Here is a 13298-nt window from a genome sequence, read left to right as displayed (position 1 = left end):
AAACGCGAAGCGCGGCGCCCATGGAACTGGCACAAGCTTTTCGCTTATCTGGCCCTAAGCTGACAGGCGCGGTGGGGCGAGGGTCATCCTGACCCATCCCGCGCCCCCCCGCGCGCCCCCGTCCGTCCCCCCGAGGAGCCCCATGTCCGAGACCGTCGCCTACCGCGCCCGCAAGATCGTCACCATGGATCCCAACCGGCCCGAGGCCACCCATGTCGTGGTGCGCGACGGCCGGATCCTCGCCGTCGGCGGGCCGGACGCGGCCGAGCCCTGGGGCGGCGCGCGGCTCGACGACCGGTTCGCCGATGCGGTGATCCTGCCCGGCTTCGTCGAGGGTCACGGCCACCTGATGACCGGCGCCATGTGGAACTACGTCTACACCGGCGACCAGGACCGGGTCGCGCCCGACGGCACGCTGCACAAGGGCATGCCCACCATCGAGGCCGTGGTCGCCCGCCTGAAGGAAGCCGCCGAGACGATCCCTGAAGGCCAGCCCATCGTCGCCTGGGGTTTCGATCCGATCTTCCTCGGCGGGGACCGGATGAGCCTGCGCGACCTCGACAAGGTGTCCATCGACCGTCCCGTCGCCGTGGTCCATTCCAACTTCCACCTGCTGACCGTGAACTCGAAGGCGATGGAGCTCGCCGGCTATTCCCGCGACACCAACGTGGAGGGCGTCGCCCGCTTTCCCGATGGCGAGCCCAATGGCGAGCTGCAGGAGATGGCGGCGATGTTCCCGGTCCTGCGCCGCTGCAAGATCGACTTTCGCGAACTCTCGCGCCGCGAGCCCGCTGTGCGCGCCTATGCCCAGTCCGCCATGCGCTGCGGCGTGACCACCGCCACCGACCTCGCCGCGATGCTGGAGGATGAGGACGTCGACGGGCTGCTGCGCATCACCTCGTCGGACGATTTCGCCCTGCGCATCGTGCCCACGCTGGTGTTCCGCGACATGGCTCCGGCCGATTTCGTCGCCCGGGCGCAGGCTCTGGCGAAACGGTCCTCCGACATGCTGCGGCTCGGCGCGGTCAAGATCGTCACCGACGGCTCGATCCAGGGCTTCACCGCGCGCCTCAAATGGCCCGGCCACCTGCATGGCGAGCCCAACGGCATCTGGAACGTGCCCCCCGCCCAGCTTTTCGCGGTGATCGAGGCGCTGAACGCCGCGAAGATCCAGATGCACATCCACACCAACGGCGACGAGGCGTCCGAGGTGACGCTGGACGCGCTGGAAATCGCGCTGTCGAAGAACCCCTGGCCGGGGCATCGCCACACGCTCCAGCACGTGCAGCTGGCGGGCGAGGACCAGTTCGCCCGGATGGCCGCCATGGGCGTCTGCGCCAATCTCTTCGCCAACCACATCTGGTATTTCGGCGACGCGCATTACGAACAGTCCATCGGGCCGGACCGGGCGCGGCGCATGGATGCCTGCCGCTCCGCGCTCGACCATGGGGTGACGCTGGCGATCCATTCCGACACGCCGGTGACCCCGATGGGGCCGCTGACCGTGGCCTGGTCGGCGGTGAACCGCATCACTCCCAAGGGCCGCGTGCTGGGCGCCCATCAGCGGATCACGGTGCAGGAAGCGCTGCACGCCATCACCCTGGGCCCGGCGAAGACGCTGAAGATGGACCGCGACATCGGCTCGATCGAGACCGGCAAGAAGGCCGATTTCGCCATCCTCGCCGACGATCCGCTGTCGGTCGCGCCCTATGAGCTGCGCGATATCGAGGTGCTGGGCACGGTGTCCGGCGGCCGGGTGTTCCTCGCGTGAACCGGCCGGACGCAACCGGGGGGGGCGGGCTCGCCCCCCTGCCGGTGACGGTGATCTCGGGCTATCTCGGCGCCGGCAAGACCACGCTCGTCAACCGTCTGCTGACCGAGGCCCATGGCAGGCGCATCACCGTGCTGGTCAACGATTTCGGGGAGATCGCGCTGGACGAAAGCCTGATCGTCAACCGCGACGGCGACACGGTGGCCCTGGCCAACGGCTGCATGTGCTGCTCCATCGGGGGGGACCTCTTCGATGCGCTCGACCGCATCCTCGAAGCCCGCCCCCGCGCCGAGCACCTCGTCATCGAGACCTCGGGCGTCGCCGACCCCGCCCGCGTCGCCGACATCGCGCGCGCCGAGCCCGAGATGCGCCACGCGCTGACCGCGACCCTGGTCGACGCCGCCAATTTCGACGCGGGCCTCGACGATCCGCTGCTCGCCGACACGCTGATCCGGCAGGCGAAGGCCGCGGGCCTCATCGTGATCTCCAAGGCCGACCATGCGGGGGCGGAGGCTACGGCCCGCGTCGCCGCCCGCCTCGAATCGCTGGCCCCGGGCATCCCCCGCGTTGAGGCCGCCTTCGGGCGCCTGCCGGTCGACATGCTGCTCGACCCCGCCGCCGTGCCGGGGCGGGAGGCGGGGGCGCCCGACCGCCACCCTCCCCACCACGACCACGGCGCCCATTACCGGAGCTGGGCCTGGAGCGGCCCGGAAGCGCTCGACCGCGCGGCCGCGACAACGCTGATCGCCGAGGATCTGGGCTTCTACCGCCTCAAGGGCGTCGTGCGCCTGACCGATGGCGGCTGGGGAGAGCTGCACCGCGCCGGCGCCCAGTCCGGCCTGCGCGACGTCCCCGCCCCCGCCGACGGGCAGGGACGCGCCGTCGCCATCGGCTTCGCCGAGCGCTTCGACGCGACGGCGCTGGATGCAAGCTGGCGCGCCCTGCTAAGCTGATCCAAGGCGGGGGGCGCCAGCCGGGCCTCCCCTTGCATCCGGCCCGGCCCCGCGTCATGCCGCTGAGGCGGAGGGCCGATGCGCGACACGCTGTTCCATCTCGACCGGACCGAGGGCGTGTCCCTGCAGGCGCAGCTGCGCGAGCGGCTGGTCTCCGCCATCCTCGCCGGGCAGTTCCCCGCGGGGGCCGCCATGCCCTCCACCCGCGCCATGGGCCAGCGCATCGGCATTTCGCGCAACACCGTGGTGCTCGCCTATCAGGCGCTGGCCGATGACGGTTATCTGGTGGCGCGCGAACGCTCGGGGTTTTACGTGGCCGAGGATCTTCCCGCCGCGCCCGCCGGGGTGGGGCCGACCCCTTCGCCCAGCCCGACGCCTGCGGGCCGGCCGGACTGGGCCTCGCGTTTCCGGCTCTCGCCCTCCACCCAGCGCAACATCGTGAAGCCGGCGGACTGGCACGCCTATCCCTATCCGTTCCTCTACGGGCAGCTCGACAGCGACCTGTTTCCGCTCGCCGCCTGGCGCGACTGCATGCGCCAGTCGATGTCGCGAAAATGGTTCGGGGCCTGGACCGACGACCGCTTCGCCGAAGACGACCCGATGCTGATCGAGCAGATCCGTCAGCGCCTGCTGCCCCGCCGCGGCATTCTTGCAGGGGCCGACGAGGTGCTGGTGACCATGGGCGCGCAGAACGCGCTCTACCTCATCGCGCAGCTGCTGGTGCGCCGCGACACCGCGGCGGTGATCGAAAACCCCGGCTACCCGGACCTGCGCAACATCCTCGCCCTGCATTCCGACCGGGTGATGCCGCTGCCCGTGGATGACGAGGGCCTGGTCACCGACCGCCTGCCCGAGGAACCGGCGCTCGCCTTCGTCACCCCCTCTCACCAGTCGCCGACGACCGTGACCATGAGCCTCGCGCGCCGGCGGGCGTTGATGGACTGGGCGCGGCGCTGCGACGGGCTGATCGTCGAGGACGATTACGAGTTCGAGTTCAACTATCGCGGCCCGCCCACGCCCGCGCTGAAGTCGCTGGATCGCGAGGACCGGGTGATCTACGTCGGCTCGCTGTCGAAATCGCTTATGCCCGGCCTGCGCATGGGCTTCATCGTCGGCCCGGCGGCCTTCGTGGCCGAGGCCCGCGCCCTGCGCCGCCTGATGCTGCGCCACCCGCCCGGCAACAATCAGCGCGCGGTGGCGCTGTTCCTGGCGCTGGGCGCGCATGACGCGCTGATCGGGCGGCTGCATCGCAGTTTCCAGACGCGGTGGGAGACGACGCATGCCGCCCTCGACGTCCATCTTCCCGGCTGGGCGCAGGGCGCGGGGTTTGGCGGCGCGGCGTTCTGGGTGCGCGGGCCGGACTGGCTCGACGCCGCCGATCTGGCGCGGGAGGCGCGGGCCGAGGGCGTGCTGATCGAGCCGGGCGCGGTGCTGTTCGCCGACGCCGACGCGCATCCCGGGGCGGGGCTCGCGCCCCGGCCGCGCAATCATTTCCGGCTCGCCTTCTCCTCGATCTCCGACGACCGGATCGGCCCGGGGATCGAGCGTCTGGCCGCCGCCGCCGCCCGGCTCGCGCCCCGCGGTTGATGTCGGGACCGGCGCATCGCAGGATCGCCGCAAAAGACATCCCAGGGAGCCGCGCCATGAGCCGTCGCACAAAAATCCTCGCCGATGATCTCTGTTTCGGCGAGGGGCCGCGCTGGCATGACGGGCGGCTGTGGCTGTCGGACATGCACGACCACAAGGTGCTCGCCATCGCGCCGGACGGGACCCGGGAGGTGATGCTGGAGATCGAGGATCAGCCCTCGGGCCTCGGCTGGCTGCCGGACGGGTCGCTGCTGGTGGTCTCGATGACCCGCCGCCAGGTGCTGCGTGTCAGGGACGGGGCGGTGACGGTGCATGCGGACCTCTGGGACCTCGCCGATTTCCATTGCAACGACATGATCGTGGACGCTTCGGGCGCGGCTTATGTGGGGAATTTCGGCTATGACCTCGCCGCCGCGCTGCGCGGCGAGGCGGCGCCGAGGGCGACCCGCCTGATCCGGGTGGCGCACGATGGCTCGGCAAGCAAGGTCGGCCCGGAGCTGATGTTTCCCAACGGCATGGCGATCACGCCCGATGGCAAGACCCTGATCGTGGGGGAGACGGCGGGCGGGCGGCTGACCGCCTGCGATTTCGGGCCGGACGGAGATCTGACCCACCCGCGGATCTGGTCGCAGCCGCCCGGCCTGCGGCCCGACGGCATCAGCCTCGACGCCGAGGGCGCGGTCTGGGTCGCCTCCCCCCGCCGCGGCGCCTGCGTGCGGGTGGGGATGGGCGGACAGGTGCTGGACGAGATCAAGGTGGAGACGGAGGCCTACGCCTGCATGCTGGGGGGCGAGGACGGGCGGACGCTCCACATCCTCACCGCCCGGACCCATGACCGCGACCAGACCCGGGCCCAGCGCGCGGGCCGGGTCGAGACGGCGCGGGTCGAGGCGCCTGCGGCCGGGTGAGCGCGGGGGCGTCCCCTCACCCGCCGTTCGCTTTTTCGTCACCCGCGATGCGCCCGCCGCTAGGGACCCCAGATGAAGGCAAGGGCGCGGATCGCGCCCGCAGGCGGAACGCCAGGGGGGCGCATATGGACATGCCATGGACCGACCGCAGCGGACGCTTCAGCGCCCTGCGCGCCGCGGGTTTCGCGCTGGTGGCCGCGCCGGCGCTGTGGCTTCTCTTCGACGCCGCGACCGGCGGATTGGGGCCGAGGCCGCTGACCGAGGCCATCCACCGCTCCGGCGACTGGGCGGTGCGGCTGCTGACGGTCACGCTGCTGGTCACGCCGCTGCGCCGGATCACCGGCTGGGGTCGCTGGATCATCCTGCGCCGGATGCTGGGGCTGGCGGCGTTCTTCTACGCGGCCGCCCATCTGGGGTTCTACATCGCCGACCAGGGCTGGGATCCGGCCAAGGTGGTCGCCGAGATCGCGTCGCGCATCTACCTCGCCATCGGCTTCGTCACGCTGCTGGGCCTGGGGGCGCTCGCCGTCACCTCCACCGACCGGGCGATCCGGGCGATGGGGCGCAACTGGCGGCGGCTGCATCGGGCGGCCTATCCGCTGGCGGCGCTGGCGGTGCTGCATTTCTTCCTGCAGTCGAAGGCCGACGTGTCCGAGGCTGCGATCGTGATGGGGGCCTGGCTGCTGCTGATGGGGTGGCGGCTGGCGGATGCGGCGGGCGGGTCGCTGCGCGCGCCCTGGGCGCTGGTCTGCGTCGCCGTCGCGGCGGCGCTGGGCGCGGCGGGGCTGGAGGCCGCCTGGTACGCCGCCGCCACCGGGGCGCCCTGGGGCGCGGTGCTGGAGGCGAACCTGCATCCCGAATGGGGCCTGCGCCCGGCGGGCTGGGTGCTGGCGGCGGGCCTCGCCGCCGCTGCGATCCCGCCCGCCCAGGCGCTTTCCGCCCGGCTGCGGCCGGCGGCGCCGCGGCGGGCCTGAACGGCCCGCCCGGGCTCGGATGGCGCGCAGGCTTTCCGGCATCTTGTCCATGGTCACGGGATCGTCGCGCCCCCTTTTGCCGGGGGCGCTATGGCGGCGTCGGCCTCGGCGATGGCCGCGGCCGCGCCGCAGAGGCCGAGCTCGCCCACCCCCTTGGCCTTCGGCGGCGAGCCGGACGGGGCGCCGCGGGCCAGTGGCGGCGCATCCTCGCGTCGGTCGCGGGATCGGCGTCGCGCGCCATCGCGCCGATGCGCAAGCCGCCGTCCTCGGCGGCATCGATGGCGTCGTCGGCGAGTCGCAGGCGACATGGCGGGGGCCGTCGCCTTGCTACGGGCGGCGCCTTTCGGGCCGCCTGACGATCTGGCCGAAGGGGCGCCGTCGGGCGACGGCGCAGGCGGCGGAACCCCCGTCCCGTCCGCATCGTGCGATGACCCCGCGCCGCCCGGGCGTGTCCATGAGCGCGACGCAGGGGGGCGACCGCCGGCGCAGGCCGTCCGAGGTCGCCTCGAAGACCGCCGAAGCGCCGGGAGGGCGCTGCGCGCGGGCTGGTTCTTCCGGAAAGGCCCCGGCGCATTTCCCGCCGCATCTCCGGGGGGCCGCACGGCGCGACGGTCCGGAACGCGCCCGACTCCGCCAAACGATACGGGCCGGCGCTTTCGGCGCCGGCCCGTGACCGCAAGCGCGGCGAATTGGTATCCCCAAGGGGAATCGAACCCCTGTCTTCACCGTGAGAGGGTGATGTCCTAACCGCTAGACGATGGGGACTTGCGGCCGCGCTTGCGTTGCGGCGGGGATTAAGGCCTCGCAGGGGGGGGTGTCAAGGGCGGCTCTCCGCCTTCCTTCCGGCGGATCGCGCGACGACGTCGCAGGGGCTTCGCCGCAGCCCGGGGAGGCGCCCCTCCGGGCCGGCCATGGCGGCGGCGCGAGGGGGGCGATTCGGGCGAAACCCGGCCATCGCGATCCCCGAAGCTCAGTCTTCGCGCCGGATCGGGGTCTGCGACAGGCGCGCGCCGTCGGCGCGGCGGAAGACCAGCAGCCGCTCCGCCCCCGCCGCGTCGCGGGTGGTCACCAGGATCTCTGAAGCGGAAGCGCCCAGCGCGGTGATCGCCTGGCCCGCGGGCAGGGCCAGCGCCTCGGCCGTGACCGGGACCGCAGGCGGAACGGACGACCACAGCCGCCAGGCGATGACGCCCGCGATCACCGCCACCCCGAGCGTCAGCGTCACCGTCAGCGCCATCACGGTCAGGCGCAGAAGCCGCAGGCGGGGCGGTTCGGGAAACTCGTCCTCGTCCTCGGCCTTCGGCCCGGATAGGTTCGCGCGCATGACCGAGCCCCTTGATGATTTCGACGACGAAGACGCCGCCCCCCTTGCCCCGGAGGACGAGGCGCGCCTCGCCCTGCCGGAGGCCGGCGGGCCCCTGGAATTTCACGTGGACGACGCCCTGGCGGGCGAGCGTCTCGACAAGGCCCTGGCGGCGCTGGCGCCGCCCTGGCTGAGCCGTTCGCGCCTGCGGGCGCTGGCCTTGTCCGGGGCGGTCACCCGCGCCGGGACCGGGGAGGCGGTGCGCGACCCGCGCGCCAAAGTCAAGGCGGGCGAGGGCTTCGTGGTGCTGCCGCCGCCGCCCGTCCCGGCGACGCCGATGGCCGAGGACATCCCGTTGACCATCTTCTACGAGGATGACGATCTGCTGGTGGTCGACAAGCCCGCCGGCATGGTGGTGCATCCCGCGCCGGGGGCGTGGGAGGGGACCCTGGTGAACGCCCTGCTGCACCACTGCGCCGGCCGCCTCGCCGGCATCGGCGGCGAGGCGCGGCCCGGCATCGTGCACCGGATCGACAAGGACACCTCGGGCCTGCTGGTGGTCGCGAAGACCGACATCGCCCATCAGGGCCTGTCGGCGCGCTTCGCGGCGCATGATCTGGAGCGGGAATATCTGGCGGTGGCCTGGGGCGCGCCCTCGACCGCCGATCCGCGCGTGGTCGGCCTGCCGGGGGTGGAGGATGCGGGCGGCGGCTGGCTGAGGATCGAGACGCATCTCGACCGTCACCGCGGCGACCGCAAGCGGATGGCGGTGACCAAGACCGCGGGTCGCCGCGCGGTGACCCATCTGCGGACCGAGGCGAAGATGGGGCCGGAGCTGAAGCCCGTCGCCTCCCTGGTCCGCTGCGCGCTGGAGACGGGGCGGACCCATCAGATCCGCGTGCACCTGTCCTGGCTGGGGCATCCGCTGGTCGGCGACGCCACCTATGGCGGGCGGTCGCGCAAGGCGCCGGCCGGGCTCGACGACGCAGGCCGCGCGGCGCTGGACCTGTTCCCGCGCCAGGCGCTGCATGCCGCGGTGCTGGGCTTTCCGCATCCGGTGACCGGCGAGGCGCTGCATTTCGAATCCCCCCCCCCGGCGGATTTCGCGGCGCTGACGGCGGCGCTGGGCCTCTGACGGCGCGGTCCGTCCCCCCCTCCCCCCTGCCGGGGGGAGGACCGTCTCCGAACCGGCGCCTCACCGTCTCCTGACCGGCGTAAACGTTGAATTAAAGGGTTGCGGGGACCATATGCGGATCCGGGGGGCGCGTTCGTCCGCCGCAAGACTTTTGCGCGCCCGGGTGCGCGCGGGTCGTCGCCTCGGGCGGCGCCGCGGTCCCGACGCCCCGAAGGAGGGACGAGAACATGAGCACTTACGCCAGACTTCCGGCCCCGTCGCCGGAACAGGGCCTTTCGCGCTACCTGCAGGAAATCCGCAAGTTTCCGATGCTGGAGCCGGAAGAGGAATACATGCTCGCCAAGGCCTGGACCGACCATGAGGACAAGGAGGCGGCGCACAAGATGGTGACGTCGCATCTGCGCCTCGCGGCCAAGCTCGCCATGGGCTATCGCGGCTACGGCCTGCCGACGGCCGAGGTGATCTCGGAGGCGAATGTCGGCCTGATGCAGGCGGTGAAGCGCTTCGACCCCGAACGCGGCTTCCGGCTCGCGACCTACGCCATGTGGTGGATCCGCGCCTCGATCCAGGAATACATCCTGCGGTCGTGGAGCCTTGTGAAGATGGGGACCACCGCGGCGCAGAAGAAGCTGTTCTTCAACCTGCGCAAGGCCAAGAACCGCATCGGCGCGCTGGAAGAGGGCGACATGCGGCCCGAGAACGTGGCCACCATCGCCAAGAGCCTCGGCGTGACCGAGACCGAGGTGATCGCCATGAACCGGCGGCTGTCGGGCGGCGACGCCTCGCTGAACGCGCCGCTGAAGGCGGACGGGGAGGGGTCGGCCGAATGGCAGGACTGGCTCGCCGACGACGACGCCGACCAAGCCGCCGACTACGCGGAGCGCAACGAGCTGGAAAGCCGTCGCGAGCTGCTGATGGAGGCGCTGGAAAGCCTGAACGAGCGGGAGAAGCATATCCTGACCGAGCGTCGGCTGAAGGACGATCCGGTGACGCTGGAGGATCTGTCGAAGGTCTACGGGGTCAGCCGCGAGCGGGTGCGTCAGATCGAGGTCCGCGGCTTCGAGAAGCTGCAGAAGAAGATGCGCGACCTGGCCGGCGACAAGGGCATGATCCGCGAACTGGCCTGATCGGGGCGAGGGACGCGGGACGACGACGAAGGCCGGGCCCGCGCCCGGCCTTTCGCGTTCGCGCCGTCAGGTGGTCGTCTCGCTCGACCCCGGCCCGACCCCGGGGTGAGGGAGCGGCGCGCCGGCCGTCGCGCCGGTCGCCCCGTGGCGCCCGCGCCGCCATGGACCGGGGGCGCAGGTGGCGGCGGGCGCGGTCTGATCCAGGGTCGACTCTCCGGGTCCGGCGCCTCTCAGCCGATCAGGCCCGTCGCCCCGTCCCAGACCAGTTTCGCCCCGGTCAGCACCAGCAGCGTATGGATCAGCCGGAAATACAGCCGGTCCGGCACCCGCCTGTGCGCCCAGACCCCGCAGAGGAACCCGACCACAGCCAAGGGCGCCAGCCAGGCGGCGGCGGCCAGCTGGCCGTCTCCGAACAGCCCAAGCCCCCAATACGGCCCGAGCTTCGCGGCGTTGACGAACCAGAACAGGATCACCGTCGTCGCCTGATAGGTCAGCTTGTCGAGCCCGCGCGGCAGCAGATAGACCGCCACCGGCGGCCCGCCCGCATGCGAGGTGAACGAGGTGAAGCCGCAGGCCATCCCCCAGAACCCGCCCCGTGCCCAGGAGAACGGCTTCGACGCCCCCGCGCCGAGAAACCCCCGCGCCCGCGCCGCCTGGAAGGCCACGAATCCCAGCGCGATCAGCCCGATCAGCAGCCGCAGCCCGTCGGTGGGGATGATCGCGAAGAGCGCCGCCCCCAGCGCCATGCCCGGGATCGCGCCCAGCATCATGGCGCGCGCGTCCTTCCCGCTCCACTTTCCCCAATAGGCGCGCAACCCGGTCAGATCCATCACGCAGAACAGCGGCAGCAGGACGCCCACCGCCACCTCGGGCGAGGCGACCAGCGACAGGATCGGGGTCGACACGAACCCCGCCCCCGCGCCGAACCCGCCCTTGGAGATGCCGGCGATCAGCACCGCGGCCGCGGCGGCGGCGAGAAAGACGGGGTCGGTGATGTCGGGTCCCATGGACGCTCCCGGATCGAGGACGCGGCGGCGCAGGCGAGCCTGGCGCGGTCGCCCCGACGATGGACGCAGCCACGCCCGACGGCAATGCGACCGCGATGCGGGACCTGACGACGGGGGCTCCCTGGCGCATCGATCCTGCCCCGGCCTTGAAAACCCGGCCTGGAACCCCGCCGCCGAGCCGCGCAGACCCCCCGGGTACGCCCCGCCCCGCGCTGCGGCTTCGGCGCCCCCGCGGCCCGGTCTCGCCCGTCACGGCGCCGAAGCCCGGTCCGTTCGCGCTTGCGGGAGAGAGCGTAACGGAGTAGCCCCGTCTCCCGGATGAGACCAATCGCGGGAGACTGCTCAAGATGTCCAGACCCAAGATCGCGCTGATCGGCGCGGGCCAGATCGGCGGCACGCTGGCGCACCTCATCGGGCTGAAAGAGCTCGGTGACATCGTGCTGTTCGACATCTCCGAGGGCACGCCCCAGGGCAAGGCGCTCGACATCGCCGAGAGCTCGCCGGTCGACGGCTTCGACGCCGCGCTGTCGGGGGCCAACGACTATTCCGCGATCGCCGGGGCCGACGTCTGCATCGTCACCGCCGGCGTGCCGCGCAAGCCTGGCATGTCGCGCGACGACCTGCTGGGCATCAACCTCAAGGTGATGAAGTCGGTCGGCGAGGGCATCGCCGCCCACGCGCCCGACGCCTTCGTGATCTGCATCACCAACCCGCTCGACGCGATGGTATGGGCGCTGCAGAAGTTCTCGGGCTTGCCCAAGGAGAAGGTGGTCGGCATGGCCGGCGTGCTCGACGGCGCGCGGTTCCGCTACTTCCTCGCCGAGGAGTTCAAGGTCTCGGTCAAGGACGTGTCGGCCTTCGTGCTGGGCGGCCACGGCGACACCATGGTGCCGCTGACCCGTTATTCGACCGTCGCCGGCATTCCGCTGCCCGATCTGGTCGAGATGGGCTGGTCCACCCAGGAGAAGATCGACGCCATCGTGCAGCGCACCCGCGACGGCGGCGCCGAGATCGTCGGCCTGCTCAAGACCGGGTCAGCCTTCTACGCGCCGGCGGCCTCGGCCGTGGCGATGGCCGAGAGCTTCCTCAAGGACCAGAAGCGCGTCCTGCCCTGCGCCGCCTTCGTGGACGGGGCCTACGGGCTCGACGGGTTCTATGTCGGCGTGCCGACCGTGATCGGCGCCGCGGGCATCGAGAAGGTCGTGGAGATCAAGCTCGACAAGGCCGAGAAGGCCATGCTCGACAAGTCGATCGAGGCCGTGAAGGGCCTGGTCGAGGCCTGCAAGGGCATAGACCCCTCGCTGGCCTGATCGCCTGCGTCTGACCGCATCAGCGCCCCCGCCGGGTTGACCGGCGGGGGCGTTTTCTTGTCCGGAGATTGACTTTTGCCCGGCAAGCGTCCGACTTCACGTCATGAGCGCATCCGCAAATGACGTGAAGCGGCGTTGTTTCCGCCCGCCCCATCCAGGCATCGCCGAAGCGGCGGAGCTGCTGTCCCACGCCGCCGACGCCCATCTCTCTGGCGACGCCGCCGAGGCGGACCGCCTGATCCGCGCTGCCGACATGCCCGAGATCGCGGCCTGGACCAAGTCGATCTGGGGCAGGGTCGACCCGGAGCTGCACGCCTTCCGAAAGGTCCCCGACGCTCCGCCATACCTGACGGATGCCGCACGCAGCCGTCCCCGGATGCCCGGCGCCGCCGCCAGGCGCGCGATCGAGACCCGCGATGGCCTGCGTTGTCGGTTCTGCGAGACGCCAGTGATCCGACCGCAGGTCCGGGCCATTCTGCATGCCCGCTACCCCGATGCCGCCCGCTGGGGCGGCCGTGAGGCCGAGCAGCATGCCGCCTTGCAATGCCTTTGGCTTCAATATGATCACGTGGCGCCGCACAGCCGTGGCGGCGAGAGCTCGGTCGACAATGTGGTGATCACCTGCGCGGCCTGCAATTTCGGCCGCGGATCGTGGACGGTGGACGAGGTCGGGATCGAGGATCCTCGTCTGCGCGACCCTGCGCCTGCTGCGGGGTGGGACGGGCTCGACCGCCTGCTGCTCGCCGCGCCCCATCCGCGCAGCGTCACCGTCGCCGCCTCGCCGGCGGAAAGGAACGAGCCCGTGTTGGAAGAGAGCGTCGCCGACGCGCTGGAGGCGTTCGAGATCGAGCTCGCGGAGCTCGGCGTATTCGCGGACACCACGCTCAAAGGGAATCGTATGCTGCGCTGGCGGCGCGCGGACGGGAGAGTTTTCACCCTCGTCGCGATCATGGCGGGCGGGGCGCTCCACTTCAATTATGCGACGGAGTCCGCAGCCGCCGCCGGGCGTGCGGATCTCGGGCACGCCTATCTCAGGATGCTTGGGGCCGTCGCCAGCTTGAACGTGCGAGAGACAAGGGACGGGAGCCAGTGGTATCTGCGCGGCCGCGACGATGCCGAGACGCCGAGGCTGGAGGATCTGCTTTGCTGTTCCGGAGGCTGGGTGGCGGTGATCCTCGGCTACGTCGCGGCGCTGGAGGGGGCGGTGCGCGGAGCCTGAATCG

At 71.7% G+C, this 13298-nt stretch carries 11 protein-coding genes and 1 tRNA gene; 9 read left to right on the top strand and 3 right to left on the bottom strand.

Going from position 1 to position 13298, the window contains the following annotated elements; translation table 11 throughout:
* Nucleotides 1-142 precede the first annotated feature (142 nt).
* The 5 genes from ACTB72_RS04530 to ACTB72_RS04510 all read left to right on the top strand — a co-directional run bounded on the left by ACTB72_RS04530 (nucleotide 143) and on the right by ACTB72_RS04510 (nucleotide 6193).
* A complete protein-coding gene (locus ACTB72_RS04530; RefSeq protein WP_463035799.1) occupies nucleotides 143-1771 on the top strand; it encodes an amidohydrolase in 1629 nt (542 codons plus the stop codon).
* The gene (locus ACTB72_RS04525; protein WP_463035798.1) at nucleotides 1768-2724 is read left to right on the top strand and encodes a CobW family GTP-binding protein; all 957 of its coding nucleotides are present in this window, start codon (nucleotides 1768-1770) and stop codon (nucleotides 2722-2724) included. The genes ACTB72_RS04530 and ACTB72_RS04525 overlap by 4 nt, the downstream gene beginning before the upstream one ends.
* Before the next feature lie 78 nt (nucleotides 2725-2802).
* Nucleotides 2803-4311 (top strand): MocR-like pyridoxine biosynthesis transcription factor PdxR, encoded by a 1509-nt coding sequence (pdxR, locus tag ACTB72_RS04520; RefSeq protein WP_463035797.1) that lies wholly within the window; start codon nucleotides 2803-2805, stop codon nucleotides 4309-4311.
* Nucleotides 4312-4367: 56 nt separating this feature from the next.
* Nucleotides 4368-5219, top strand: coding sequence for an SMP-30/gluconolactonase/LRE family protein (locus tag ACTB72_RS04515; RefSeq protein ID WP_463035796.1), 852 nt, complete (start codon nucleotides 4368-4370; stop codon nucleotides 5217-5219).
* Nucleotides 5220-5350: 131 nt separating this feature from the next.
* On the top strand, nucleotides 5351-6193 hold the full coding sequence (locus ACTB72_RS04510; protein WP_463035795.1) for a protein-methionine-sulfoxide reductase heme-binding subunit MsrQ: 843 nt from the start codon (nucleotides 5351-5353) through the stop codon (nucleotides 6191-6193).
* 690 nt (nucleotides 6194-6883) lie between these two features.
* On the opposite strand, the gene ACTB72_RS04505 is transcribed toward ACTB72_RS04510, so the two are convergent.
* Together ACTB72_RS04505 and ACTB72_RS04500 are read right to left on the bottom strand one after the other, a co-directional pair.
* Nucleotides 6884-6958, bottom strand: a tRNA-Glu gene (locus ACTB72_RS04505).
* A 205-nt stretch (nucleotides 6959-7163) separates the two neighbouring features.
* The gene (locus ACTB72_RS04500; RefSeq protein ID WP_463035794.1) at nucleotides 7164-7517 is read right to left on the bottom strand and encodes a DUF6476 family protein; all 354 of its coding nucleotides are present in this window, start codon (nucleotides 7515-7517) and stop codon (nucleotides 7164-7166) included.
* Between ACTB72_RS04500 and ACTB72_RS04495 the strand changes: the two genes are divergently transcribed.
* Both ACTB72_RS04495 and rpoH read left to right on the top strand, forming a co-directional pair.
* Nucleotides 7516-8631, top strand: a complete 1116-nt coding sequence (locus ACTB72_RS04495; protein WP_463035793.1) for an RluA family pseudouridine synthase — start codon at nucleotides 7516-7518, stop codon at nucleotides 8629-8631. The two genes, ACTB72_RS04500 and ACTB72_RS04495, sit on opposite strands and share 2 nt — an antisense overlap.
* Nucleotides 8632-8858: 227 nt before the next feature.
* Nucleotides 8859-9758: an RNA polymerase sigma factor RpoH gene (gene rpoH, locus ACTB72_RS04490; protein ID WP_463035792.1), complete on the top strand. Its 900-nt coding sequence runs from the start codon at nucleotides 8859-8861 to the stop codon at nucleotides 9756-9758.
* A gap of 230 nt (nucleotides 9759-9988) precedes the next feature.
* On the opposite strand, the gene ACTB72_RS04485 is transcribed toward rpoH, so the two are convergent.
* Entirely contained in the window at nucleotides 9989-10765 is a 777-nt protein-coding gene (locus tag ACTB72_RS04485) for a sulfite exporter TauE/SafE family protein (protein ID WP_463035791.1), read from the bottom strand.
* Nucleotides 10766-11112: 347 nt separating this feature from the next.
* Between ACTB72_RS04485 and mdh the strand changes: the two genes are divergently transcribed.
* Both mdh and ACTB72_RS04475 read left to right on the top strand, forming a co-directional pair.
* On the top strand, nucleotides 11113-12075 hold the full coding sequence (gene mdh / locus ACTB72_RS04480; protein WP_463035790.1) for a malate dehydrogenase: 963 nt from the start codon (nucleotides 11113-11115) through the stop codon (nucleotides 12073-12075).
* A 103-nt stretch (nucleotides 12076-12178) separates the two neighbouring features.
* A complete protein-coding gene (locus ACTB72_RS04475) occupies nucleotides 12179-13294 on the top strand; it encodes an HNH endonuclease (protein WP_463035789.1) in 1116 nt (371 codons plus the stop codon).
* Nucleotides 13295-13298: the final 4 nt, after the last annotated feature.

This window comes from Albimonas sp. (assembly GCF_055129145.1).
This window is presented reverse-complemented; position numbering and strand designations above follow the sequence as displayed.